The sequence below is a fragment of the Agarivorans sp. Z349TD_8 genome (genome assembly GCF_050870825.2).
GTDB lineage: Bacteria > Pseudomonadota > Gammaproteobacteria > Enterobacterales > Celerinatantimonadaceae > Agarivorans.
On the sequence record NZ_CP194037.2, the window covers coordinates 3,613,653 to 3,638,986 of the forward strand.

General features: G+C 46.2%; 22 protein-coding genes, 1 other RNA gene, 1 pseudogene and 1 CRISPR repeat array. Of the genes and pseudogenes, 7 read left to right on the forward strand and 17 right to left on the reverse strand.

The window, feature by feature from the left end; genetic code table 11:
• The first annotated feature begins 8 nt into the window (after positions 1-8).
• Both recN and ACRRS1_RS16310 read left to right on the forward strand, forming a co-directional pair.
• On the forward strand, positions 9-1,676 hold the full coding sequence (gene recN, locus ACRRS1_RS16305) for a DNA repair protein RecN (RefSeq protein WP_432467380.1): 1,668 nt from the start codon (positions 9-11) through the stop codon (positions 1,674-1,676).
• A 77-nt stretch (positions 1,677-1,753) separates the two neighbouring features.
• Positions 1,754-2,119 carry an outer membrane protein assembly factor BamE gene (locus tag ACRRS1_RS16310; protein WP_432452148.1) on the forward strand — a complete coding sequence of 122 codons (366 nt, stop codon included), beginning with the start codon at positions 1,754-1,756 and terminating at the stop codon, positions 2,117-2,119.
• A gap of 49 nt (positions 2,120-2,168) precedes the next feature.
• On the opposite strand, the gene ACRRS1_RS16315 is transcribed toward ACRRS1_RS16310, so the two are convergent.
• A complete protein-coding gene (locus ACRRS1_RS16315; protein ID WP_432467379.1) occupies positions 2,169-2,510 on the reverse strand; it encodes an RnfH family protein in 342 nt (113 codons plus the stop codon).
• A 2-nt stretch (positions 2,511-2,512) separates the two neighbouring features.
• The gene (locus ACRRS1_RS16320) at positions 2,513-2,941 is read right to left on the reverse strand and encodes an SRPBCC family protein (RefSeq protein WP_432452146.1); all 429 of its coding nucleotides are present in this window, start codon (positions 2,939-2,941) and stop codon (positions 2,513-2,515) included.
• A gap of 101 nt (positions 2,942-3,042) precedes the next feature.
• Between ACRRS1_RS16320 and smpB the strand changes: the two genes are divergently transcribed.
• Together smpB and ssrA are read left to right on the forward strand one after the other, a co-directional pair.
• Complete coding sequence (gene smpB / locus ACRRS1_RS16325) at positions 3,043-3,528, forward strand: SsrA-binding protein SmpB (protein WP_432452145.1); 486 nt, start codon at positions 3,043-3,045, stop codon at positions 3,526-3,528.
• An 86-nt stretch (positions 3,529-3,614) separates the two neighbouring features.
• Positions 3,615-3,981, forward strand: a transfer-messenger RNA (tmRNA) gene (ssrA, locus tag ACRRS1_RS16330).
• 68 nt (positions 3,982-4,049) lie between these two features.
• Positions 4,050-6,513: a CRISPR direct-repeat array (repeat unit 32 nt; unit sequence GTTTCAATCCACGCCCCTGCGTGAGGGGCGAC).
• Positions 6,514-6,675: 162 nt separating this feature from the next.
• On the opposite strand, the gene cas2 is transcribed toward ssrA, so the two are convergent.
• From cas2 to ACRRS1_RS16395, 13 genes are all read right to left on the reverse strand, one after another.
• Positions 6,676-6,969, reverse strand: coding sequence for a CRISPR-associated endonuclease Cas2 (cas2, locus tag ACRRS1_RS16335; RefSeq protein ID WP_432452144.1), 294 nt, complete (start codon positions 6,967-6,969; stop codon positions 6,676-6,678).
• Between the two features lie 10 nt (positions 6,970-6,979).
• A complete protein-coding gene (cas1c, locus tag ACRRS1_RS16340) occupies positions 6,980-8,008 on the reverse strand; it encodes a type I-C CRISPR-associated endonuclease Cas1c (protein ID WP_432452143.1) in 1,029 nt (342 codons plus the stop codon).
• Entirely contained in the window at positions 8,005-8,631 is a 627-nt protein-coding gene (gene cas4 / locus ACRRS1_RS16345; protein ID WP_432467378.1) for a CRISPR-associated protein Cas4, read from the reverse strand. Before cas4 ends, cas1c begins: the two co-directional genes overlap by 4 nt.
• A 3-nt stretch (positions 8,632-8,634) precedes the next feature.
• A complete protein-coding gene (cas7c, locus tag ACRRS1_RS16350) occupies positions 8,635-9,504 on the reverse strand; it encodes a type I-C CRISPR-associated protein Cas7/Csd2 (protein WP_432467377.1) in 870 nt (289 codons plus the stop codon).
• Positions 9,505-9,508: 4 nt separating this feature from the next.
• Entirely contained in the window at positions 9,509-11,548 is a 2,040-nt protein-coding gene (gene cas8c / locus ACRRS1_RS16355; protein WP_432467376.1) for a type I-C CRISPR-associated protein Cas8c/Csd1, read from the reverse strand.
• Positions 11,545-12,249, reverse strand: a complete 705-nt coding sequence (gene cas5c / locus ACRRS1_RS16360) for a type I-C CRISPR-associated protein Cas5c (protein WP_432467375.1) — start codon at positions 12,247-12,249, stop codon at positions 11,545-11,547. Before cas5c ends, cas8c begins: the two co-directional genes overlap by 4 nt.
• Before the next feature lie 12 nt (positions 12,250-12,261).
• Positions 12,262-14,736 (reverse strand): CRISPR-associated helicase Cas3', encoded by a 2,475-nt coding sequence (cas3, locus tag ACRRS1_RS16365; RefSeq protein ID WP_432467374.1) that lies wholly within the window; start codon positions 14,734-14,736, stop codon positions 12,262-12,264.
• A 116-nt stretch (positions 14,737-14,852) separates the two neighbouring features.
• On the reverse strand, positions 14,853-15,671 hold the full coding sequence (locus ACRRS1_RS16370; protein ID WP_432467373.1) for a helix-turn-helix transcriptional regulator: 819 nt from the start codon (positions 15,669-15,671) through the stop codon (positions 14,853-14,855).
• A gap of 391 nt (positions 15,672-16,062) precedes the next feature.
• Positions 16,063-17,022: an alpha/beta hydrolase gene (locus ACRRS1_RS16375; protein WP_432467372.1), complete on the reverse strand. Its 960-nt coding sequence runs from the start codon at positions 17,020-17,022 to the stop codon at positions 16,063-16,065.
• Positions 17,023-17,029: 7 nt separating this feature from the next.
• Entirely contained in the window at positions 17,030-17,374 is a 345-nt protein-coding gene (locus tag ACRRS1_RS16380; RefSeq protein WP_432467371.1) for a hypothetical protein, read from the reverse strand.
• 194 nt (positions 17,375-17,568) lie between these two features.
• Entirely contained in the window at positions 17,569-18,771 is a 1,203-nt protein-coding gene (fabV, locus tag ACRRS1_RS16385; protein WP_432467370.1) for an enoyl-ACP reductase FabV, read from the reverse strand.
• A gap of 14 nt (positions 18,772-18,785) precedes the next feature.
• Positions 18,786-19,208 carry a MaoC family dehydratase gene (locus ACRRS1_RS16390; RefSeq protein ID WP_432467369.1) on the reverse strand — a complete coding sequence of 141 codons (423 nt, stop codon included), beginning with the start codon at positions 19,206-19,208 and terminating at the stop codon, positions 18,786-18,788.
• A 31-nt stretch (positions 19,209-19,239) separates the two neighbouring features.
• Positions 19,240-19,548, reverse strand: coding sequence for a hypothetical protein (locus ACRRS1_RS16395; RefSeq protein ID WP_432467368.1), 309 nt, complete (start codon positions 19,546-19,548; stop codon positions 19,240-19,242).
• A gap of 189 nt (positions 19,549-19,737) precedes the next feature.
• Here ACRRS1_RS16395 and ACRRS1_RS16400 point away from each other — a divergent pair.
• Positions 19,738-19,953 (forward strand): annotated as a pseudogene (locus ACRRS1_RS16400) (acetyl-CoA C-acyltransferase); the annotation flags it as partial.
• A gap of 1,018 nt (positions 19,954-20,971) precedes the next feature.
• Entirely contained in the window at positions 20,972-21,520 is a 549-nt protein-coding gene (locus ACRRS1_RS16405) for a hypothetical protein (protein WP_432459889.1), read from the forward strand.
• 141 nt (positions 21,521-21,661) lie between these two features.
• On the opposite strand, the gene ACRRS1_RS16410 is transcribed toward ACRRS1_RS16405, so the two are convergent.
• Positions 21,662-22,357, reverse strand: a complete 696-nt coding sequence (locus ACRRS1_RS16410) for a pirin family protein (protein WP_432467367.1) — start codon at positions 22,355-22,357, stop codon at positions 21,662-21,664.
• A gap of 195 nt (positions 22,358-22,552) precedes the next feature.
• Between ACRRS1_RS16410 and ACRRS1_RS16415 the strand changes: the two genes are divergently transcribed.
• Positions 22,553-23,464: a LysR family transcriptional regulator gene (locus tag ACRRS1_RS16415; protein ID WP_432467366.1), complete on the forward strand. Its 912-nt coding sequence runs from the start codon at positions 22,553-22,555 to the stop codon at positions 23,462-23,464.
• Positions 23,465-23,549: 85 nt separating this feature from the next.
• Here the strand turns inward: ACRRS1_RS16415 and ACRRS1_RS16420 are convergent, their stop codons facing one another.
• Positions 23,550-24,917, reverse strand: coding sequence for a Do family serine endopeptidase (locus ACRRS1_RS16420; RefSeq protein ID WP_432467365.1), 1,368 nt, complete (start codon positions 24,915-24,917; stop codon positions 23,550-23,552).
• Positions 24,918-25,334: the final 417 nt, after the last annotated feature.

Here is a 25,334-nt window from a genome sequence, read left to right on the forward strand (position 1 = left end):
GTATAGGAATGCTCACTCAACTCAGCGTACAAAACTTTGCAATTGTTCGGTTCTTAGAGCTCGATTTAAGCCGAGGCATGACCACCATCACTGGTGAAACTGGCGCAGGTAAATCAATTGCAATCGATGCCTTAGGCTTGTGTTTAGGTAACCGAGCGGAAGCGAGCATGGTGCGCCAGGGTGCCAGTAAGGCAGAAGTCAGTGCGCAATTTGAGATCAGCCAGAACCAAGCCGCGCGGCTATGGCTGCAGCAAAATGAGCTGCGAAGCGACGATGATTGCATATTACGCCGAGTAGTCACCAAAGAAGGTCGCTCTAAAGCCTATATCAATGGTACTGCGGTCCCCTTGGCACAACTCAAACAACTAGGGCAATACCTCGTTAGCATTCATGGGCAACATGCGCATCAGCTATTGCTTAAACCCAGCCAACAACTGGCGATTGTCGATCAGTATGCCGCTCATCCGCAATTGCTGAGTGAAGTGAAACAAGCTTACCAGCATTGGAAAGGCCTCTGTAACGAGCAAGAACTTGCCCAACAGCAACAAAAAGAACTGCTGGCCCAACAACAACTGCTTGAATATCAGGTTAAAGAATTAGACGAGTTTTCTCTGGCAGAAGGGGAATACCAAACCATAGAACAACAACATCAGCGTCTTTCTCACAGCACCGAGCTGCAACAAAGTAGTTTTCAGCTTAGCCAGCTGCTAGCCTTAGATGAGCAAGTTAATGTACTAGACATGCTAGGCCAAGCCTGTAGAACTACCAGCCAGCTTCTCGCGCTCGATCCCAAACTCGAAAACATCAACAATCTGTTACACGATGCACAGATTCAGATTGAAGAAGCCGGCCAACAGTTAGGCCATTACAGCGAGCAACTAGACTACGACCCAGAGTTATTTGCCGAGTTAGAACTGCGACTCAGCCAAGCCCTTGAGTTGGCCAGAAAACACCATACCAACGCCGAACAACTGCCAGCACTACATTTGAATTTACAGCAACAGTTAGAGCAGCTGAGCCAACAAAGCCAGCGCTTCGAGCATCTTACGGAAGACATTGAGCAGGCATGGCAGATTTATCTAAGTAAGGCCAATAAACTATCGAAAAGTCGCGAACGTGCCGCCAGTAGTCTCAGTAAATTAATCACCAAAGAAATCCATAAACTCAGTATGGCGAAAGCCCAATGTGAATTTGCACTACAAAGTGATGCCAGCCAGTTCACCAATTCAAATGGCGTAGATCGCGTCGAGTTGCGGGTCACCACCAACCCTGGTCAGCCGATGCAAAGTATTGATAAAGTGGCCTCTGGCGGAGAGCTCTCCCGTATTGGTTTGGCCATTCAAGTGATTTGCTCAGCCAGTATTTTAACCCCAACCCTGATCTTCGATGAAGTTGACGTAGGCATTAGTGGACCAACCGCCGCAGTAGTGGGCGGCATGCTACGAAAACTTGGGCAACAGTGCCAAGTATTGTGTGTGACCCACTTACCACAGGTAGCGGGACATGGTCATCAACAGATGTTAGTGAGTAAGCAACAGAAGAAAAATGAAACCATCACCAACATGCTCACTTTAAACGGCCAACAACGTCTCGAAGAATTGGCTCGCCTGCTCGCCGGCGATGCAATTACCCCTTCAGCACTGGCAAATGCGCAAGAATTGTTGGTTGAAGACTAAATTCTTCGTAGTAGACGCTTCTTTTTCGGGCGGGGCTTGGTTATGATGCCTTCCTTAACAAGGAGCTTCGATTAACAATGCGTTTCACAGCTAAAATTTTTATTCTACTTGCCAGCCTCGGGCTTAGCGCCTGTTCAGCCTTCGATTGGATGGTATATAAGGTTGATATCCCACAGGGTAACTACATCGACGATGCCAAAGTAGAACAGCTCCGCGTCAACATGACCAAGGAGCAGGTTCAATTTGTATTGGGTTCACCGATGTTAGTCGATGCTTTCGACCAAGAACGTTGGTACTACCTATACAGTTACAAAAGTGGTAATGGCTCACTCGAACGAAGAAATTTGGTGGTTGAGTTTGTGAATAACCACCTAGCGCTGGTTGAAGGTGACTACCAAATTAGTAAAGACTTTATGGTACCTCTCGAAGACGAAACCAGCTAACTGCCCCCAAGCATATAAAAAAGCCAGATCATCGTTCTGGCTTTTTGGTTTAAGCTTCAGCGCGTTGCTTGGGCCTGCCACCAGTGGTTTTATCTGCCCTCCCCGCAGCTTTTGCGCGTTCAGCTCTAATTTTACGAAGCTCTTTAGGATCGGCAATTAAGGGACGATAGATTTCAATTCTATCGCCATCACGCAAAGTTTGATCCAGTTTAGCCGCTCGACTAAAAATGCCAACCGAAGCCGACTCGGGCTCAATCTCTGGAAAGTGATCCACAATACCCGACTGCTTAATGGCGGCCAAAATATCGCAGCCTTGTGCAACACTCAGAGCCAGTAATACTTGACGCGCTGGTAAGCCATATACCACTTCAATATTAATTTTTTCGCTCACCACTAATACACCTGTTTTGCTCGGTCGACAAAAGCCTGCACCATCGAGCCGGCCAATTCTTGAAAGACTCGGCCAAAGGCCGCTGCAATCAACTTGTTGCTAAATTCAAAGTTCAAATCCAGCATCACCTTACAGGCTTGCTCATCTAAAGCGACAAAATGCCATACTCCAGTTAAGGACTTAAACGGCCCATTCACCAAATTCATCTGAATCGATTGATCTTCAGTTAAAGTATTTTCCGTCACAAAGCTGTTTTTAATACCAGCTTTGGCCACCCCAACCTGAGCCACCATGCTCAACGGGCCTTGCTCAATAATTTCACTACTCACGCACCCCGGTAAAAACTCGGGATAAGCGTCAACATCATTCACTAATTGGTACATTTGCTTGGCGCTAAACATCACCAAGGCACTACGGTTTACTTGCGGCATAACCCACTCTTTCTTCAAATCTGGCAACATTTTAGCATTCGCACGGCTAAACCGCACAATATCAGTTTTAAACCCTCGCTGCATGCGTATAATAGCGGCCTATGAGTAAGAATAAATCAAAATCAAAAGCCGGTTCAAATACCATCGCGCTGAATAAAAGAGCGCGCCATGAGTACCGTATCGAAGATAAATTCGAAGCGGGTATTGAACTTCAAGGCTGGGAAGTTAAATCAATGAGAACCGGTAAGGTTAACATCGCCGAGAGCTACGTATATGTTCGCGACGGTGAAGCCTTTGTTTCCGGTTTAAATGTTCAACCCTTATTATCGGCTTCCACTCACGTGGTTGCCGACCCAACCCGGATCCGCAAACTACTGCTAAACCGACGCGAGTTAGATAAACTGATTGGCGCGGTTGAACGCCAAGGTTATACCATTGTTGCCACAGCGCTCTACTGGAAAGCCTCTTGGGCCAAACTAGAGATAGGCTTAGCCAAAGGTAAGAAAGATCAAGATAAACGCGAAGACGAGAAAGATCGCGAATGGCAACGCACCAAAGACCGAGTGATGAAACACAGCTTTAGATAAACACTCAACTGGACAAATAAACAGCATTTAAACCCAAGCCGCTATCGGTTTGTATCAGGCTTGTGTTAGAATGTTCTAGAAATTCCGGGGCTGAATTGGATTCGACAGGATCAGGAAGGCTTGTGGAGCATGTCGTGGGGCGGTTTGCCACGTAAAAAGCCGCAAAAAAATAGTCGCAAACGACGAAAACTACGCACTAGCAGCTTAATAACCTGCTAGAGCACTTCTACCCTAGCTTCCGCTTGTAAGACGGGGAATCATAGAAGTTCAAACCCAAACAAGATAGCGAGGGACGCTTTGACTAGAGAGCCGAACCGCGAAATAGAATTCTGGTATGTGAGTAAGTGGCGTGTTTGTTCGCAGCTTGCTAACGAGAATAAAGACAAACTAAGCATGTAGCGCCATTGGTTAGAATGGTTTTGGACGCGGGTTCGAAACCCGCCAGCTCCACCAATACCACAAAGAAAGACGTCTTAGGGCGTCTTTTTTTGTACCTGTAATTCGCCTTAGCAATACAAAGTATGTAAATCCACGCCCCTGCGTGAGGGGCGACTCGTAGATTATGGTGAGCGCTTGCTTGGCCTACGTGTTTCAATCCACGCCCCTGCGTGAGGGGCGACATGGCGATGATGTGTTGTAATGGTTGATGGATCGTTTCAATCCACGCCCCTGCGTGAGGGGCGACCTTTTTATGATGCAGATTTATCAAAAGGTGAAAGTTTCAATCCACGCCCCTGCGTGAGGGGCGACGACCTTTGCCCCTGCCATGCGTCCATATTCTTTGTTTCAATCCACGCCCCTGCGTGAGGGGCGACGTGATTCTGAGGGTGGCGCTAATGAAGCGTATTGGTTTCAATCCACGCCCCTGCGTGAGGGGCGACGTAACGATATTGGGTCGGTTTGCGTTTTGACATGTTTCAATCCACGCCCCTGCGTGAGGGGCGACCTTACACGTTCGGAACTGGCTTTAGCGAACCTGTGTTTCAATCCACGCACCTGAGTGAGGGGCGACGCAGGCATCCATATGGCATTGCAACATTAACTGGTTTCAATCCACGCCCCTGTGTGAGGGGCGACGCTTACCACTTTATTGATGCTAACCAATGGCGATGTTTCAATCCACGCCCCTGTGTGAGGGGCGACGTGTGTTCATTATACTTGCACTCTTGTTCCAGGGTTTCAATCCACGCCCCTGTGTGAGGGGCGACGTGTGTTCATTATACTTGCACTCTTGTTCCAGGGTTTCAATCCACGCCCCTGTGTGAGGGGCGACGATTCTATGACCTTGTATTCATTTGATAATGTTGTTTCAATCCACGCCCCTGCGTGAGGGGCGACCAGGCACATATAACGTCACTGGTGATTATCCGTGGTTTCAATCCACGCCCCTGCGTGAGGGGCGACAGGGTTGGTAAGTGAGTAAACAAATGAATCAACTTGTTTCAATCCACGCCCCTGCGTGAGGGGCGACGTGATGTAAGTGCCGCTCTTGGCCTGTTGTTACGTTTCAATCCACGCCCCTGCGTGAGGGGCGACTTCCCTCTGCTTACTGCTGACATGTGGCTAGCGTGTTTCAATCCACGCCCCTGCGTGAGGGGCGACCTTTACAGCTTTTAAAAAACTTGGATAAAAAATATGTTTCAATCCACGCCCCTGCGTGAGGGGCGACCTCAGTAGCGCATAGTTTAATGTCTGTCGGGCCGTTTCAATCCACGCCCCTGCGTGAGGGGCGACTTGACCAAGTTATTGCTGATGAAGCTCGTACTAGCGTTTCAATCCACGCCCCTGCGTGAGGGGCGACTGAATCTGCCGCAATGTTTTCAACAGACTTGAGAGTTTCAATCCACGCCCCTGCGTGAGGGGCGACCTCAACCAGCGGTTAAGGTACAAATGCGCAAGCTGGTTTCAATCCACGCCCCTGCGTGAGGGGCGACTGTGACAATCGGCGGCGTAGTGGTGGTGTATTGTTTCAATCCACGCCCCTGCGTGAGGGGCGACATGGCTACAATACCTGTTTATGATACATCAACAGTTTCAATCCACGCCCCTGCGTGAGGGGCGACTGAAGTTGATGGAAGTGCTGGCAGGTAACTACCGGTTTCAATCCACGCCCCTGCGTGAGGGGCGACATTGATACTCGGTCTGTGAGATAAGCACATAGCCAGTTTCAATCCACGCCCCTGCGTGAGGGGCGACATAGAAGATTCATAAGAGCCGCGAACCTTTGAAGTTTCAATCCACGCCCCTGCGTGAGGGGCGACCGTTTTCAAACTTAAATGTTAGTCAAATGACTAAGTTTCAATCCACGCCCCTGCGTGAGGGGCGACAAGATAAGCTTAATAAAGATATTCGAATTTATCGTTTCAATCCACGCCCCTGCGTGAGGGGCGACATTGATGTTGATGATTTCACTTGGTATCGAAGTGTTTCAATCCACGCCCCTGCGTGAGGGGCGACGGTGCTGAATTTAATAGTTTTGACAATGTTCAGGTTTCAATCCACGCCCCTGCGTGAGGGGCGACTGGAGTGAGTGGTAATTGACGGCCTTGCTCTAACGTTTCAATCCACGCCCCTGCGTGAGGGGCGACGTTTGCACTTAATGGATTGAGTTTATGCTGACAGTTTCAATCCACGCCCCTGCGTGAGGGGCGACGTTGCAAATACTGCTAACATTGCTGATTCTGTTGTTTCAATCCACGCCCCTGCGTGAGGGGCGACATTTGCTGGGGTCATTGGTGGCCCTCCATGTCAGGTTTCAATCCACGCCCCTGCGTGAGGGGCGACTCCTTAAGGCGCATAATGTGACGTAGATTATGTAGTTTCAATCCACGCCCCTGCGTGAGGGGCGACCATAGCGACTGGGATTGCCAGACATAGTAATTCGAGTTTCAATCCACGCCCCTGCGTGAGGGGCGACCGCTGAGGTACCCGCTGCTGTTAGTACTGGACTTACGTTTCAATCCACGCCCCTGCGTGAGGGGCGACACAGGTGTAGCTTAACCTGAGAAGCCATGATTCGCTAGCCTAGTCATTAAGAACCCGAGTTCTCACGCTGCAACGGTCACTATCTCGATTAAACCTTTATTATTCAATGCGCTAAAAAAGCGCTAAACTACCGTGTTTTTAAAGAGCACTGGGGGTTAGCGTTCAAATAATCAAACTATCTTTGAATATGTCTAGTGCAGGCTTTGCACCATGGTGCTCAACCTTGCTTCGCCAGCCCTTGCCAAGCTTATAGAATCTCAGGCTATCGACTTCTTCATCATAAATATTAAGCAACTTCGCCTTAAAACTTAACCATTGTGCGTAGGTAATCTCACACTCAAAAACCGAGTACTGCACCCGCACACCGTAATCTAAACAGGTTTTCGCCAAATGACGTAAACGGCGTTGCCCGCCATCATCTTGCAAGCTTACATCGTAAGTAATCAGTACCATCATAAAAGTCTACCTATCGCGAATAAAAGGGAGGGTAATTCGCTAAATCACCTCGAATATGCCGCGCTAAAAGCATCGATTGCACATGGGGTAATAAGCCGATTTGAATTTTTTCTTTCAAAAATGGATGAAGAATTTCTTCTTGCTTTTTAGCCTGATAAGACTGGAGTAACAGTTTTCGCGTCTCATCTTTCATGGTAACCCCGCCAAGCATGTCTACCGTAAAATCTTTAGCCTTTATTTGTTGTCGGTTCACTAAAGTAAGTACTGTTCGATCCACAATATAGGCTCGAAATTCTTCCAATAAATCTTGAGCCAAACTGTCTCGACCTGGTCGCTCTGCATGTAAAAAACCAACTTGTGGATCGAGCCCTACACCTTGCAGCGCTCCGCTGATTTCCTTCCCTAATAGGGAGTACAAAAAAGAGAGCATGGCATTAATGGGATCTTTCGGTGGCCGTCGACTTCGACCATTAAACCGCAGCGCTTGATCATCCACTTTTATCAAGCCTTGAAAAACACCAAAATATTGGCTGGCAGCTTCTCCCTCCAAGCCTCTAATCTTATCTAAATCGGATTGAATTTTTAGCGCTTCGACAATTTGTTTCATTCGCTTTAAGGTTCGACTAAGAGCTGCGTTTTCTCCATGATTTCGCCGGTGACGTAACAGCAGCGCGCGTGAAGACTGTACTTTAGCGGCGACAATATCTCTCGCAATTCCCACTTTTTGGGGGTTGACCAACGCAAACTGAGCCCGTCGCAATAAAACATTGCCGCTTTGTTGACCCACCAGCCGTCCCTGAAATCGACCGAACTGATCGAAAAATGCCAGGCCAGTGCCATTTTCTCCGCAAAATCCCATCAATTGTGGCGATACCATGACATTGCCAAAGCAAAAAATACCACTGATCGAGTGGATGGGCACCTGCATCAATTTTTGCTTCACTCCATCAACCCGCTGCTCTATTAGCAAGGTTTCTCGTGCTTTGTGTAAATAAGCACCATCGCGGGTAATATACAGGGTATTTTGAAGTTTCTTCACTGGCTAACCTCATCATCGTAAAGCTGGCGAATATAAACCGAACTGGGATCGTTAGCTGATAGCAGTGGTTGGCAGGGTTCAATTAAAGAGCAAGCTTTGCAGCGTTTTGTATACTCCGCTACTGGCGTTTGCTTTGTCGAGAATAAATCATGAACTTGAGCAATCACGGCTAATGTTTGTTGCCGCAACGAAGCATCAATAGTAACCAGCTCTCGACGACGAGTTTGCCAATACCACAGCGCTCCCTGCTCTACCGAAGTGGCTGTCATCTCTTCTAAACACAGCGCCTGTGCGCAGAGCTGTATAGCATCAATATTGTCTTGTTTAGCTTTCCCTCGCTTATACTCCACCGGTGTTAATTGACCAGAAGCCAGATCTTTTTCCACTAAATCCAGCTTACCAGTCAATCCGAGCGTCGGAGCATTCACATGTACACCACGCTCGAAACGAACGCCTTGGCGTGTTTCTGGTTCTCCACTATCCACTCGCTGATGCAACAACTGGCCGTGAGCCGTGAGGTAGTTTTCGGCCCAAAGCTGCTCGTTGTGGATCAGAGCACACTGCCTTGGGCAAAACGCATAATGCTGCAAGGCAGAGAGTGGTATAAGGCGCTGGTCTGTCAAAGGTCAAAAACCTTCCAATATTTCTGGTTCCAAGTCGCCAAGAACCGTCGCCAAAGAGTCTCGTAAGTTTGAGGTATCAATTGGCTTATCGCTCTCAATATGATCCCGCAGCGTTTGATGAACCTTCGCTGATGAATATTGACCGAGTTTAGAGTTATGTCTCCACCAGATAACATGGGTTACGGCCATCGAACCCTCAGGACGTGCAGAAGAGGCATCGCCTTCAAACAAACGTGGTAACAATTGCTTGATAGTTTCAGCATCGGACTCACTGAATCCGGTTTTTTCAGCTAGTTGGGGCGACATTGCGCCAAAGGTGGCGTAAGTTGCCTTGTCTACACGGTGCTTCATTCCCATGGTGTCTGATCCTTTTTTACTACCATCTCCTTCCCCACTCACACTTTTAGTGATTTGCGTGCTGGTAATACTTACAGGCTCTAAAGAAAAAGCTGATTGAAGCGACACTGGACCACGAATAGGAATAGACACGCCATCCTTTCCGTCTCCCTTAAAGGCAAACAGTTGCCCAAAGGTGCGTACATCAAACCATTTCTCGCAGGCTTTTTTAGCCGCTACATCTGGCGATGTCTTTTTCGCATTAAAGGTCTCTTTTCCTAAACCAAACTCATCCGATTCGGCGCGATTCTTTAAGCTTGTCATGCCGTCATTTTTTTTCTCATCAGACTGCACAAATATCGCGTGCCCCGCTTCCTGCAACCGGTCTCGTAATTTACGTTTAATACATACGTCTGATATTTCTCCATACCCCTCGTAATCAGTGCGTGGCCGATTACCATTCAGTGGATCACCGTTAGGGTTGGCATTTTTGACAGAAAAAATGACAGCAAAATCGATTTTGTTTTGTAAGCTCATGTTGTTATCCTTCTTGAATTTCGGTGACTGAATCGGTATTACTTTTAGTACTGCTTTCACGTAACGCTAAGCGCTGACAATGAAATCCCAGCAAGTATTCACCACTTAATGCTTTATCATTAGTGAAGTCATCACCCCAAAATAGCCCCATAATGTCGTCCATCTCTCTGCTACTATTGACCAAAAATCCAGTCCGAGAATTCTGCAGTTGCTGCAGATACGGCTGTAGCTGCTGATTAACCGTACGCCACGTTGAAAAGGGGCGGTCGGCGAAGCGCTGCATCAAACGATTTGCCGTCGTTGGGCGATTAACCTTAGCGGCATTTAAAGCAACGCTTTCAATTCGTTCGGCCATAGCCAGCAACCTGCCATATAAGTAATCACGCGATGTATTGGTTCGATCTAATGCCATGGAATATTTCCTCCGTTCCGACAGTTTTGGTTGGCGCTGGTAAAATCCCCGGTAAAGCGCACAGGCTACACCAAGGTCTCGTTCCCAAGCAGCCTGCTCACTTTGAATAGTTGAGTATTGCTCAGGCATGCGCTTTCGCTGAGTATTTGATACAGACCTAATTACACTATTAAGGATATCGAGAGGGATGTTTCGACCTTCGACGATACAAGGCAGTAAGCGCTCATATAGATTTTTCTTAAGGGTTTCGTTACTTTTAATAATGTCGCCATAGGCGGTGTTAAGGATCAGCCACGGCGTTGGTGCAAAGGGCAGCCAGACCGTTGTTTCTTTCGGTTTACCTCTCAATTGAGGGATTTCTATTTTATGACGCTGGGGCCAAGCAAAATCGCGATGCCAGCGTGCAACCACATCAATATAGTCATGTGGCGCATGCTCGCGGTAATAAACCACTCCCATTCGTCCCGGCGTGGCAGAGTCAATAGCCATGACCACCACGGTGTCATCGGCTCGATCCAATTTAGCTTTATAACCCGCCATGGTTTGGTTTAATTTTTGTGCGAAGGTAAATCCCAAATCACGGGTGAAATCTTTTGATTCAGGCACATCGACCTCAGCCGCAGATTCATTAACCGACAGGTCGTCCAAGTCATACTCAAATGGTTCTTCTAGCGGCGATGGTATCTCTGTGCACGATACGGCCCAGGCAACAATAACTTGATCACCATTGCGCTTGCCTTGCCGTTCAATTAACCAGCGTAAGGCATTATGGGCTTTTTGAGTAGTTAAACTACCAATTGCTGCCCCCTGATAACCGTGTTTTTCTACTGATTTTTTGGTATCCGTAAATCGCCCTTTGAATGTAAAGCCTGTTAAATCATTTGCCGAGATTAACTTCGCTTTATCACCTGAATGCCTTAGTTTCGCAGGGTGGTTTAACGCGATGGGTTCACTATGACCACTTGCTAAGCACAGTTTCGAGTCGGTACTGGATTGAGCCAGAAACTGATTCCACGTCCTATATAGCTGAGGATCTAGCCAAGTTTTTGGACAGCGCACTTCCGATGACTCAACAGTCCAACACACCAACGCACTACCAAAATCAAACTTCTTCTTATCTTTAGGTAATATTTTGACAAGCTGAGGTACGTCAACGTTTTTGTCATCAGCCCACTGTGTCAATAGTTGCCCTGTATCATCAAGATAAACCAGCTGATGCTCAACTAAATCTTGGATGACCCTTTTCCTACTGATATAAGCAAGAACTGCTTTCAAACTTGGGTGTGAGAAATCGGACTCAACCCAAGCGTTCAACAACCGTTGATAGCTACCAAAATATGCTCCTTTGAGCCCCCCAAAATCCGAATAATCTCCAGCGACATACTGCAATTTATCACTTAATGGGTGAGGTTCTTCACCACTCGTTCTACCTGCAGATTTTTCTGTCGCAGGCAATAGTATTTGAGTTTTTTCCAGCACCGAGGCACGTCGAAACTCACCGGAGCCATTTATCACTATATTGATATGTGCATTCTGAACCGTATGGCAAATCGGAGATAACTTTTCTGCTATATCAACTTCTAATTCAAGCGCTTGATCATACGTACGATAGAGTCTTTCCATCCAACTCATAGCGCCTCCTCTTGCATCGCTATCGGTAAGACGTTCTCATCGAGTTCAAATTCCTTAACTGCCATTTTGCGAACAAACCGGCGGTGTTCGCATTGTTCTGGCCTGGGGAAGTTCAATACGCCCTGTTTCAGTGTGGGTGACCAAAAACGGCTGAACAATTCGTCGGTACCGGTTTCGTCAGGATAATCAAACCCATGAAACATGATGCCAAACCCAAGTTCAGGAATATCGTCGTAGGCCCCCACCCCTTCACCAAATTCACAGGGTTCGACATAGGCCTGACACTCTCGAGTGCCTAAAAATATGTCTTGTCGCCCCCCCTTGGATAACGCACGTTTAGCGATGGCAAAGTGCTTACCGTTAATCCGATCTGCTGCTAATTCTGGTCGATGAGTATTCCACTCAAAGTGCGCTTCAATTTGATATTCAACTTCATGCAAAAAGGTATAAATAGCTAGGCTGTTTCCGCCGTTCATCACTAAGGGCTTAGTACCTTTGGTTTGCGTTCGAAGTGGTTTAATCACTCTGACTCTATCCACATGCCAAATCAGTGTTGGCTTCCAGTAAATCGACTTAAGCACGCCCTTTAGCGCCTCGTATGTGGGCAAGTGATAGGAGCACTTTTCCCCGCCCAACTTGGTAATCGGGTCGGTAAACAGTGCGTACCGCCCCCATAACCTAAAGCTAATGCTATTTTTCATTGGCATCTCCCCTTAACAGATCAATTCATTGAACAACGAGCAGGCTTGAGTGCTAAGCCCAAACTCCTTGCTGTAAAATTCGGATTTTAAGTAGTAAATCCCTTCCCCTTGCTGAGTTTCAACAACCGCCTCGGCTTCAAGTAACATTTGCCAGACATTGGGGAAAACATTGACACTATATGCCTGCGCCAACTTCAGTGTTTGATAGTAGGTTTTTGCATCATATTCTTTAGCTAATGCACACAACCTTGTGACCAATGCAATGCCATCACCGTGCGCAGCAATCACACTTTGGGTTGGTGCATCTATGGCTTTAAACGCTTTGCCAGCGGCCATAAATGAATGTTGTAAAAGCGGTAGTTTTCTTTGTTTTACTCGCTGGCTATTCTTCGCACCATTGTTGGTCGAGTTATTAGCTAATAATGAAAGCATGGTCGTTGCCTGCTTAGGCAATGGGTAGGTCATGTCTTTGCTGCGCTCAAAAAAGAAATAGTCAAAATAACGGCTAAGAACTGAAGGAGTAAGCAGCTGGTCACTCGCTACTTCTGCAAAAATGCGCTCAGAGTTACGCTGCCCTTCTTTAATGTCCACCAATATATCGATGGGTTCATCTCGTGGATTAATAACGCTGACCTGGCCCCGCACATAGCCCCCCGTGGCGTCCTTTAATTTGCCATTGCGATTGCAACGCCCCGCAGCCTGTGCAATCGAATCGAGCCCTGCCAAAAAGCGAATGACTGTAGCAAAATCAACATCAACCCCAGCTTCTATCAACTGAGTGCTGATACAGAGCACAGGTAAACCTTGGTCCAGCCGATTTTTAATATCACCAAGCAGTTTTTTGCGGTGGGCCGGATATTGATTGGTACTTAGGTGAAACAAAGCGCCGCTATCAACTGAAGCTCTGCAGTTAACATAGATACGCTGCGCCCAATCTTTCGTATTCACGATCACTAAGCAGCTTTTTGTTTGGTTAAACCGCTCAATAACCCGTTCAATTATATCTTGCTCGCTCCAACCACCGACTCTGCATTCATTGACGACGTCAACTCGGCGCAACGATTGCGATAACAGTTCGGCGTCCACCAGTTCATAATGGTCACTTAGTTTTAACTGACCGTTTTCAGGCGAGCGAAGTCGGTCTAACACCGGCTGGGTCGCCGTGCATAATACGGCTGTTGTTCGAGAGTGTTGGGTCAAAAAATTAAGCGCATTACAAAAAAGATGGGTACAGTTAATCGGCAGAGTTTGGATTTCATCAAAAATAAGTACGCTATTTGCGAGCTGATGTAGGCGTCGAACTCCCCTAGTGCCCCCACTAAACAAGGTTTCCAGGAATTGCACCATTGTGGTAAATACAATCGGGGCGTCCCAATTCTCTACTGCTAGCTTTGAATGCCACGTTTGTTTTTCTGGCTCGATATTAGAGTGATGTTCCAATACCCACGGAAATTCATCCCCTGCTTGCTCTAATACCTCTCGAACAGCCTGCGCATTTTGTTCAATTATGGAGGTATACGGAATAATGTAGATGATCCGCTCTAAACGATGATGCTTAGCGTGATGTATCGCATAACGCAAGCTAGTTAATGTCTTTCCGCCGCCAGTCGGTACTGTGAGTGTGTAACAACCCTGCTGATCGCACGCTCGATTTAAACAGGTATTTGATATCTGGCGGCGTATCTTGTCTATCGGTTTGTCCCCTCGAAATGCAGCCAGTTTCAGTTCAAGGCGGTCTATAGCCACTTGCCAATTGAAGCACTTTGCTTGCTTCTCGCGATAACGCTTACGCTCTGGTTCTTCAAATTCTGCGCTATTTAACCGGTCAGCATCAATTAAGCAGCTGAACAGAAATCGAGTAAAGAAACCCAGAGAAAATGCATCCGGCTTAGATAACTCGCCGTTATTTCGAGCCGCAGATTGAAAATCGATTATTTCTCGTAGCCTACCGAATAACACCCCAACCGTGTTCTGACTTAACAGCCCAATAGCAAGCTGCACGATGCGATTATCCGCATTACGTTCGCATTCTGGTAAGTGCGTTTTATCAAACGGTTTATCCATACGCTTCGCGAATGTGTTGTCGCCATCCAATGCTAAGCTATCGATTAACCCGCTGTGATGCGACGCCACACATAGCGCTAAGATCTGTGCACAAATCTCACCCTGTCCACTTCCGCCAAATCGGCTTAGTTCTCGATAAATAAGTTGCGCGCCAGCTGAAGAGTGATCCACTTTCCCCCTTTGGGATTTAGCATCAACATAATCATCCTCATCAGGATCGATCCAACCTGTTGCTGAACCGATATATTGTTGGAACTGTTGACTATACTTGCCAAAATCGTGAAGCAAGCCAATTATCCGACCAGCATCACCGATGTTCAACTTATCGGCAAATGATGCAGCAAGTGCAGCGACGTCATTAAGGTGTTCTTCAACTGATTGCAGCTCATGATCACTTTTTCTAATATGCGCTATAGGTTCCATAAACATTGCCTCATCTGAACGGTTCCTTAAAATTACTATTAACCACGGACCATTTAAATACTGAGTAAAAAATCAGGTAAACTCACTTTACATGTTTTACGTGTATGGCACGGTATTCACCCAATCAGCCAGGGTTTAATGTCATCTAAATTGTCTAACATTAATTGCTGAGCCTGTGGGTTTGCGTCGATCATTTTGGTATTTACCTGCATCTGCTTGAGCAAATAGCTAACGAGGGCTGCCCGAGTGGTCATATGCAGCTGGCCCTGCTGCATTTGGTAATCCTCGGCAATTACCGCTTGCTGGGCAGGGCTTAAACGCAGATCTGGCTTAAAAATCAGCTCTATTTGGGTATTCCATGCCACGTCGTGACTCACACCTTGTGAAGAACGCTCTGCAAGTTCGGGCTTGCCTCGAAAACGGCTCAACACAAAATCGCGATACTCGGCATGTTTCTCACACCAGGCGCGCAAATGCCAACGCGCGCCGGTATCAACAAAGGTATGCGGCACGATGATCCGGCCCTCCCGATCGGGGTGAGACAAAGACACATAGTCAACTTCCAAGCGACGTTGTTGGCGCATTGCTGCGACCAAGCCACGCATCACGTTCGGTGATACCTGCCGTTGCGGGGGCGACAATTGAAAGGTATGTTTCGCGGTTTCGGTCATACTGCTATAGGGGGAATAAGAAGCGAGCCAAGTGAGATATTCATCGGCCTGAGTAGTAAGCAATAGGGGGCTAAAATTGTCGGGGGGTACAAAGCCCTTTACCGAGGCCGTATATACTAACGGAGTTGCGCTCGCCTGATTATAGGCACCCAGATCTTTGCTGGCTTGTTGGCGACTAATCCCAAACTGTTCGCATAAATGACGAGTAGTTAAGCGCCCTTCCCAATAGGCGATCAATTCGATAAACCAATCTCGACGGCTCATTTATTATCACCACGCTGGATTTAATATCTTTTATATCAAAATAGAAAAAATAAGAAAGCGTTTGGCGGTGATCGTTGCAAAAACTTAGACAAGCATTTGATTAAACGCAAAAAAAGCCCTTCGATACAGGGCGATACTCACAACAATTCAAGCGTGGTTGCACTCTACCGAAAAAAGTAAAATTGCAAAATGAGTATTTTCCTGTAATTGAACTGCCCGTTTTTAAGCAAGTGAGCAGGCTTTAGCCCTTGCCCATCCCTGATGTTGATGCCCATTGCGGTATCACCCGACAGATCACGATGCGGCGGCATGCAAATCTTAAAACTCCCAACCAGTCGATGGTCGGGAGGATTGATAATGAAAGCTCAATACACCCCGACCTTCACTAAACTTACTCGGCAATGGCCGGATTGCTGCGATTCAAAAACTCGGCAATGCTCTGATATACCTTGGCGCACTCTTCTTCAACTAAGTTTTCCATATTGATAAAGGTATGGATCATGTCTGAAAAATGTAGCTGCTCGACCGCCACCCCGGCCTGCTTGGCCTTTTCACAATAGGCGATGGCTTCATCTCGTAAGGGACAAAACTCAGCGGTAATGATGAAGGTGCTGGGTAAATTGGCACTAAAGTCACCGTATAAGGGAGACGCCTGCCTCCGATCCTCATGGTGCTGAAAATAGTTGTCGAAGTACCAAGCTATTTTGCCTTTTTGCAATAAATAACCGCTGCCATTTTGCTCCATGGAATGACTATTCATCGTGTAGTCGAGACTTGGATAAATCATCACCTGCTTGTCGATCTGCAGCGATTTATCAAATTGAGCTTTTGCACTAACGCTTGCAACTAGTGCGCCACCACCGGAGTCTCCCACAAGCGACAAACGAGGAAGATAGCGTACATTGAGTCCCGCTAAAGTTGCCCCTATATTTTTAGCCACCGCATAAGCGTCATTCACCCCCGCGGGATAAGGGCATTCTGGTGCGAGGCGATATTCAACCGACACCACAATATGCTGCGACGCTTGAGCAAGCTTACGACAAATCGGGTCATAAACCGTCACACTCCCCGCCATATGCCCTCCGCCATGATAGTAAATCACGACAGGCAGGGCTTGTTCGGGCGCCAGATGATAAATTCTAACCGGTACGTTATATTCGTCACTCAAGACCAAATCGTCGTGAACCCATGCGATAGCTGGGCTATCGCCCACCAGTCCTCGGGTTAAATTTTCTAAACCTTCACGGGCATTGGTTGCGGTGGGTTTAAATCCGTTTTCGATCAAAGTAGCGACTTGTTGATTTAACTCGTCTAACCATGGAATAAGCTTTGGACTTACTTTACGCATCATGCTCTCTTTAAGCTTTGGTGGTCGATAACTTCACATTGCTGTCGTGACTTTTGTTACCGGTTTCGGGTAAGAAGAAGCTAGCAAGGAAGAAGGTAGATGAACAAAGCACTGCAAAGGATGCGGCAATGGCTATGTTACCGCTTGAGTCTGCAATCCAACCCGCAAGGTACATCAGCACGGTTTCCACCATATAAGAAATAGACCAGAACATACCAAACACCACCGTGATGCGCGCGGGAGTCATATTGGGTAATTCTTGAGGGAGGGTGATTAAAGCCGTCATCGGCGCAAACATAAAGAAACCGGCCATAAATGCGGCACCGTAAGCAACGCTCGCATTAGAAGTGGTCATCTTAGGCTGTATTCAAGTAATAAATCCAGCTTTTATCTTACTAAAAATAAGCCTCCTCATTATCCTGAATTCGCATTAATGCATTGTGTGAAACTCATCGCAAAAACATATAACTATTTGTTTATAAAGATTTTTAAGAGCCAACAAAAAGCCCCGCTAGAATGCGAGGCCTTTTTAGATGCACTAAATTGCAGTTATGGCTTTAATGCAAGTAACTCGCCTAAGCTAATATCCGCTTGATAATCCACGCCCGCCAAGCCAAAGCCGTTCAGCTGCATAAAGTCGTTGATATAACCTTGATAATCGCCCACTTCTTTAAAGTTTTCGGGGGTGATCTGAGCCATCAATGCCGCGACTTCTTGCTGAGTTTGTGGATCGAGTTCCCAATCATCGATTCGAATTAAACGCTGCGGATCCACAACAACCATATTCTCATCGTTATATAAACGTTGGCTAAACAATCGCTGCATCTGCTCTATGCAACCTTCGTGGGTTCCACGGGCCTTCATCACTTTAAATAGAGCCAGCATGTAAGGTGAAAAAGTCGGAATAAAAACACTGGCTTTGGTGACTAAGGCTTTGCACACCGAGACATATGCCGCTCCGCCCATAGTCGCTAACTGCTGGTGAAGTTGATCCGCGCTAGCTTGTAAATGAGCTTTGGCCCTGCCTAACGTTCCTTTATGGTAGATAGGATAAGTCGCCTTTGGCCCAATGTAAGAATAAGCCACGGTTTTACATCCATAGGCAAGTACCTTGGCATCTTCTAAAATATTAATCCAACTGATCCAATCTTCACCGCCCATCACCTTCTCTGTCGCATAGATCTCTTGTTCGGTGGCGGTCTCAACCGTCATTTGCTGCATGCTTTCAGTTTCAATATTAATAGTTGGCCCGGTCACGGCTTCGCCAGTGGTTTTAATTGCAGAGCGCCATAATTCTCCCGTTTCTGGGTTAGGCCGAACCCCGGTCGCTAAGCTGTAAACCACTAAATCGACCTTGCCACCAAAATTATGCTTAATATAGTCAATCACTTGCTCGCGCATTTGCGCTGAGAAAGCGTCGCCCACAAAATTTTTCGCAATGAGGCCCTTTGCTTCTGCTTGTTGGCGGAAATAGATATTGTTGTACCATCCAGCGGTTCCCACCCCCTTTTCACTTGGGCCTCGCTCAAAAGAAACACCAATGGTGTCGGCGTTTGCGCCACCAAAGGCCAACGCAATACGAGACGCTAAACCAAAACCAGATGAGGCGCCCAAAATAAGGACTTTCTTAGGGCCATTAAGCACTTTGCTGGTTGCTCGTACATAGTCAATTTGATTCTTGATCGACTGTTGGCAGCCGTAGGGATGTGCTGAACGGGCAACCACCCCTTTCACGATAGGTTTAATAATCATGGATACTCCGAAGGTTACGAATTCAATTTAGGTGGCATTACCGTTGCGACACCTGAGATCACTAGCTTGCCATGCTGATTAATACTGCGAGTGGCTAGTTTCACGATATTCTTTTTAAGATTAATCTCGATTACTTCTACTTCGGCGCGGATCGTATCCCCAATGTACACTGGTGCAGTAAAGCGTAATTCCTGACCAAGGTAAATGGTGCCAGGCCCAGGCAATTGCATGCCTAATACCGCAGAGGTTAATCCAGCAACCAAAATGCCATGCGCAACGCGGTCGCCAAATACACTCGACTTACCCGCAATAGCGCTCACATGAACCGGATTAATGTCGCCACTAATGCCACTAAATAGTTGAACATCAGACTCACTGATAGTTTTTTCAAAGCTTGCTTGTTGGCCAAGTTCAAGCTGATGAATGGTATAAGTCATCGCTAATTTTCTTCTATAAAAAACTTTGTTATTACATTGATGTATAACAAAATATTCTGCAGAAAAGACTCACCACAAGGCACCAAGTGGGCCCGGAAAAACTAAGCCACAATTTTCGCTTTACCGTACCGCATACAGGGTAGAGAACCTCAATCTTTAAATCCATTGCTTGCTCATAAAATATTCGCGCATCCATTAGCTTCAAGTTAACACTAATCTGCGGCTTAAAGTCCATCTGCGACAGAATGTCTTTTTCCAAATCAACTCCCGGCGCAATTTCAATCAATTCTAAACTTTCCGCCGCTAAGCGAAATACCGCTCGTTCGGTAATATATAACACCGGTTTATTATTTTTACGGGCGATATCCGACGCAAAGGTGATCTGTTGAACCTGCTTTATAAACTTCCTAATCGGTCCATCTTGGATAATCGTTAGCTTTCCGTAACCCGTTTCAATGCGTGATCTACCGGCGGTAAATGTCCCACAAACAACACTTGCTTGGCATTTTGGGTAATATTGATAAAGCCTCCGCAGCCCGCGATAAAACAAGCACTCACTCGCGCGAATATGTCGCTGCAAGCAATACAATTACTTGAGCTTAATGAAGCTTTTGCCGCTCAGGCAGTAGGGGTGATGCATGGTCTATGCGATGAACATCAGGTCAACATGGATTGGTTTGAAGATAAAACGAATGTGAATGGTGGCGCAATAGCCTTAGGTCACCCACTTGGCGCATCTGGAGGGTGAATTCTAAGCTCTCTTCTCTATGAAATGAAAAAACGGCTATTACACACCACTTGGGGAAATAATGGTTATGCTGGCTTCCTCGAAACCAGCTATCAAATCAGCCCCGCATTTCAACTACAAGCCCGCTAGGCTTTATTGATGGTGGACTAATAGGACGCGGCTTCGACACCTACTCTGGATTAATCAACAATAGCAACCGCAATGATGCCAGCCCTATTTATCGACAGTTTTTTGGTGGCCTCGGTCATGAAGATAACGACGGTCAAATCATCGCCAGCCGCCTAAATTGGCAAGTTTCCAAAGCGTGGCAGTTACAATTTGCTGCCGGGCATATGAATATAGATAACTACCTTGGGACATCGGAAAATTTAAGATCAAGCTTCTTAGATGCTAAAAGTCATTACCAATGGAGTAAATATACCGACTTAGGCTGCCAAATAAGTTGGGCAAATGAAGGTATTGATGATTTAGCGGCGATGTTTATCATTAATATTAAATATGATTAATATAACACCCCGATATTAAATAACACGGGTGCTAATACTGGCACCCACGCCATAAGGAAGAATAGAAAACCGAAATAAAAACACTCACCTAAAAAACTAAACGCCACCCCATTACATTTAAAGTAAAAACCAATGACTATCATTTAAAAACTTAGCTTTGGATTATTCACCAGCCTGTACTTTCAAGCATCATGATCTTTGATCGATAAGTGTCGGCTTCATACTCCAAAGTGGCCTCATCACTCCCACCTTAAGCTTTAGATAACCAAGGAGATTACCAGTATCATGGTAGAGCCGTACCCAAAGCTCCTGCTAGCAAATGATTCATTTTAAGAATTGTGGACATCTAACGATTCACGCTCACAGTCGCATTTAATTTTTAAGCGAGAATCGTTTACTAAAACATCTAAATTATATATAACACAATCAGCCGATTTATATCTCTTAGAGCAAACGATTGGCACGCAGTAAATAATACCATTATTTCAATGAACGAAAAGGAAGTACACATGAGTGATTTACGTTCACCAGCTTATTGGATCGGCCACTTTTTTACCATTGCAGCAACCATTATCGGCGTCTACTACGCTGCGATTGTTGGCTTTGACGTTGCTTTAAAGCTGGAGTTGGTGAAAGCGGATAGAGGTACCTATTATGTTGCCGAATCCATGTATCAAGAATTAAATTTTAATGTAGAAAATATGGATAAATACATTGAGCGCGTAAAAACCAAGGAGTATGTCTATAAAGAGCATATTGCTGGCATTAAACTCAATGATTATGTGTTTCAGGCAGCAAAATACTCTGATTCAACCTTTGAACTTGAACCCAAACTGCTATCTGAAATATCAATTTATTACTTTTCTATCGGTAATGCGATTAAGCAATATTACGATACTGGAATGCAATCGCCAAGCAAGGTGATGACCGTGGTGAAGCGTGAAACTGAGAAGCTAAAAAAACAAAAAACCTTAGAACGTTTAGCGAAATATAACAAAGCACTTGCCGATAGCGTTGAACAACGTGGGGTTAATCTTGCCCAACCTAATTTTAATTAATGCGTTAAAATGCGACATATTTCAAGCTAAAAGCGTTTAGCGTAACCAGAGGTATTCAGCTCAGTAAAGCTAGCGAATACCTCTCTGCTTTTTCTTCAAAAATATCACGATTCAACATCCCCAAAGCCCTTGTCGGTCTGCCTAAGGCAAATCAAACAATAGCGCTAGCACTCGCTGCTCCCCATTATTGATGAACTCTAGATGCTCCAAGTTTTCAACTTTTAGTCCATCCCCAGCCTGCAGCGATAATTGGTCCACCATTAAATGGCCTGTAATTTGATGGACATAAAGTCGCCGTCCGGCTTGAATGGAAAAGCTGAGCTTGTGTTGCGGCTCCAGGATCAACTGATGCAAACGCGCATCTTGCTTAATTTGCAAGCTGCCCTGCTCACCGGTCGGTGTTAACACGGTGGTTAAGCCGGGCTCTTGACCAAAATTTTTCTGTTGATAGCCCGGTTGCTTGCCAAAAATATCCGGCTCAATCCAAATTTGTAAGAAATGTAATGGTTCGGTGGCCGAGGCATTAAATTCACTATGGTAGATCCCCCGCCCCGCCGACATCAGTTGAAACTCTCCAGCTGGTAAATTCTGCATATTGCCTTCGCTATCTTTATGCTGAATACAACCCTCAAGCACATAGCTAATAATTTCCATATCACGATGCGGGTGGGTAGCAAACCCTGCGCCAGCTGAAACGACGTCATCATTGATCACTCTTAATGCAGAAAACCCCATCTGTTGCGGATCGTAATACTGACCAAATGAAAAGCTATGTTGACTATCTAACCAGCCAAAGTTAGCTCGGCCACGCTGATTTGCGGCTCTTTTTGTGAACATAAGATAGTCTCCTCTATTCCAGTCTGAAGGGTGATAATGACTTAATCTGCCAAAATCACATCAATATTTTTTAATCGCTAACTTAGCAAACAGGTCGCTACCGATTAACGACTTTAAGTGTAAGCGGGTTAAACTGATTTAAAAAACGGAACTTTTTGAGCTTTAAGTTCAAAAAATTTGAATATGGAGCCAATCATGAATGATGTCATTACTCTCGAAGCCTTAAAAGCACTGGATGCCATTGATAAACAGGGGAGCTTTGCTGCTGCAGCCGCATCTTTATACAAAGTGCCCTCAGCCTTAAGTTACACCATAAAGAAACTTGAACAAGACATCGGCGTTGCTCTGTTTGATCGAAGCAAGCAACGCGCCACGCTAACCCCGGCAGGGAAACTCGCCTTACAACACGGTCGAGAACTGTTACTCGCGAGTCAACGGATGCTGGATTCGATCCAACAACTAGATTCCGGCTGGGAAAGTGAGCTCCGCATTGCTCGCGATACCGTGATCCCAAGTGCCCCCCTGTTTCAGCTGTTACAAAAATTTAGTCAACTGGAGCAGCATGTCAATATCACTCTTGGCGTGGAAGCCCTCGGCGGCGGCTGGGACGCGCTGCACAGTCGCCGTGCCGACATTGTGATTGGTGCCAATGGAGAACTCCCCAAAGGCCTGTTTAATATGCATAAAATTGGCAGCTTAATGTTCGTGTTTTGCGTCGCGCCTGAACATCCGCTAGCGCTTGTAGAAACGCCGATCAGTGCCGAACAACTGGCGCAATACCCCGCAATTGTGGTGACAGATACCTCACAGCAATTACCGGTACGCGATAGCGGTTTGTTTATCAGTAAACAGGTCATACGGGTAAATACCATGCATGCTAAAATTGTTGCCCAGCAACAAGGTTTAGGGACTGGCTTTTTACCGAAACATCTAATTAAGTCTCACTTAGACGATGGATCGTTGATAGAAAAAAACTGTCACTTGCCTCGGCCCGCACAAGATATTTATATTGCCTGGCACAAACAGCAAACGGGTAAAGCCTTTGATTGGTTTGTTCAACAACTATGTAAGCTTGATTGGAAGATTGAATGCCCGCTTAAACCATAATGTTTAAACATATGGCAGGTTAGTTCAGCGCGTTGGGCCTGAGACAAGCCTTGCAGAAAAGGCCAGCCGAAGCTGGCCTACTGGCTTAACGAAGTACAATAAACAACGAACCGCCACGTCGATTCACTTGCAATAGCACCGCTTTTTTATTCAGCGACAAAGCTTTTTGCAAGCTGGCAATGTCTTTTACCGGCCGTTTGTTGGCGGCCACAACCACATCGTTCGGACGCAATCCACCATAGGCTGCAATCGATCCCGCAGCTACATTTGCCACCAATACGCCATTACCCTCTGGATCTTTCGCAAACTGCACGCCGTCGAGCAAATCATGCAACTTGCCTTCTGCGCTCACGGCTGACTGCGGTTTGGCAATGTTCACCTTAAGTTGTAGTTTCTCGCCATCGCGCAAAATAGTTAACTTGGTTTTATCACCAATGGCTTTCGAACCAATTTGACTGCGAAGTTGTCCGGTGGAACCAGTGGTTTTGCCATCAACGGCAATAATCACATCTCCCGCTTTAATCCCGGCCTTCTTCGCTGGAGAATCTTCTAATACACTGGTAACCAGCACTCCTTTTTGACCATTTTCTAGCTCAAAGGCCTTTCTTAAATCAGCATTAATATCTTGAATGCCAACACCAATTTGACCTCGCTTCACTTCACCATGGTCAATGATTTGCTCCATGCTCGCCTTGGCCATGTTAATCGGGATCGCAAAGCCAATCCCCACGTTACCGCCCGAAGGCGCAATAATTGCGGTATTAATGCCCACCAGCTCGCCGGCTAAGTTAACTAAGGCTCCCCCTGAGTTACCGGGGTTAATCGAAGCGTCGGTCTGAATAAAGTTTTCGTAACCTTCAATGCCCAAACCACTGCGACCCAAGGCGCTCACCACCCCAGTGGTCACCGTTTGTCCTAAACCAAAAGGATTCCCAATGGCCACCACAAAGTCACCCACTTCCAATTCACTGGAATCGGCTAATTTAACTTCGACCAAATCATCGGCTTTGATTTTTAAAATCGCAATATCTAACTCAGCATCCTGTCCCAGAACCTTCGCTTGAAAACTTCGACCATCGGCCAAAGAGACCTGTACTTCATCGGAGCCCTTAATCACATGGTAGTTGGTCATCACCAAGCCTTCATCGGCGTTAATAATCACCCCCGAGCCAGCACTTTGTTGGCGCTTTTGTGGTTGTTGCTGCGGTTGCTGTTGTTGCTCTGGAATATTAAAGAAATGCCTAAAAAACGGGTCGTTAAGTAGTGGGTTATTACGGTATTGCTGAGTTGAAAAAGTGGCGATATTAACCACTGCAGGATGAACTTTCTTAATCATCGGCGCCAATGAAGGGAATGGCTTACCTTCAGTGGTTACATTGGGAATTGCCGCGTAGGCTTGGGTGCCGCCTAGCGTGAACAACAATAAAACGAGTATAGAAATTTTACGATACATTTTTTCCTCCACACCTTTTACTTTGACTAACTTAAAATTAACGGTTGTGCCTTTTCAGGACGACATTGAAGTAATTCCACCCTTAGCTTTTATGCGCAATTAGGGGGTCTTACAAAACACCATTTTAATTCTGGCAACAATGACTTCCATTTCGGCATCATCCGCTAAAGACAAAGTGTGTTGGAAAAACCAAACAATTGTCAGCTTGATGATACTGCTGCTTTAACTTCCTTCGTTTACTCCTTCCTTATCGCCAATGAGCAGAACGCAACTACCCAAGGGATTCGCTGAACACGACTGCACAGCACTCATCGGCAAACAATGACTAACTCGATAATCAGATCCAAGATGAGACTAACCAGTCCCAGCTGATGAACCAAAGCATCGCCTTGGGCGATCTTAGATTATCGGTTCAGT

Bases quoted from the DNA above. Each gene is read 5' to 3' on its own strand.
- recN (WP_432467380.1), top strand. From the start codon at position 9: ATGCTCACTCAACTCAGCGTACAAAACTTTGCAATTGTTCGGTTCTTA.
- ACRRS1_RS16310 (WP_432452148.1), top strand. From the start codon at position 1,754: ATGCGTTTCACAGCTAAAATTTTTATTCTACTTGCCAGCCTCGGGCTT.
- ACRRS1_RS16320 (WP_432452146.1), bottom strand. From the start codon at position 2,941: ATGCCGCAAGTAAACCGTAGTGCCTTGGTGATGTTTAGCGCCAAGCAA.
- smpB (WP_432452145.1), top strand. From the start codon at position 3,043: ATGAGTAAGAATAAATCAAAATCAAAAGCCGGTTCAAATACCATCGCG.
- cas2 (WP_432452144.1), bottom strand. From the start codon at position 6,969: ATGATGGTACTGATTACTTACGATGTAAGCTTGCAAGATGATGGCGGG.
- cas7c (WP_432467377.1), bottom strand. From the start codon at position 9,504: ATGAGCTTACAAAACAAAATCGATTTTGCTGTCATTTTTTCTGTCAAA.
- cas8c (WP_432467376.1), bottom strand. From the start codon at position 11,548: ATGAGTTGGATGGAAAGACTCTATCGTACGTATGATCAAGCGCTTGAA.
- cas5c (WP_432467375.1), bottom strand. From the start codon at position 12,249: ATGAAAAATAGCATTAGCTTTAGGTTATGGGGGCGGTACGCACTGTTT.
- cas3 (WP_432467374.1), bottom strand. From the start codon at position 14,736: ATGGAACCTATAGCGCATATTAGAAAAAGTGATCATGAGCTGCAATCA.
- ACRRS1_RS16370 (WP_432467373.1), bottom strand. From the start codon at position 15,671: ATGAGCCGTCGAGATTGGTTTATCGAATTGATCGCCTATTGGGAAGGG.
- ACRRS1_RS16375 (WP_432467372.1), bottom strand. From the start codon at position 17,022: ATGATGCGTAAAGTAAGTCCAAAGCTTATTCCATGGTTAGACGAGTTA.
- ACRRS1_RS16380 (WP_432467371.1), bottom strand. From the start codon at position 17,374: ATGACCACTTCTAATGCGAGCGTTGCTTACGGTGCCGCATTTATGGCC.
- fabV (WP_432467370.1), bottom strand. From the start codon at position 18,771: ATGATTATTAAACCTATCGTGAAAGGGGTGGTTGCCCGTTCAGCACAT.
- ACRRS1_RS16390 (WP_432467369.1), bottom strand. From the start codon at position 19,208: ATGACTTATACCATTCATCAGCTTGAACTTGGCCAACAAGCAAGCTTT.
- ACRRS1_RS16405 (WP_432459889.1), top strand. From the start codon at position 20,972: ATGAGTGATTTACGTTCACCAGCTTATTGGATCGGCCACTTTTTTACC.
- ACRRS1_RS16410 (WP_432467367.1), bottom strand. From the start codon at position 22,357: ATGTTCACAAAAAGAGCCGCAAATCAGCGTGGCCGAGCTAACTTTGGC.
- ACRRS1_RS16415 (WP_432467366.1), top strand. From the start codon at position 22,553: ATGAATGATGTCATTACTCTCGAAGCCTTAAAAGCACTGGATGCCATT.
- ACRRS1_RS16420 (WP_432467365.1), bottom strand. From the start codon at position 24,917: ATGTATCGTAAAATTTCTATACTCGTTTTATTGTTGTTCACGCTAGGC.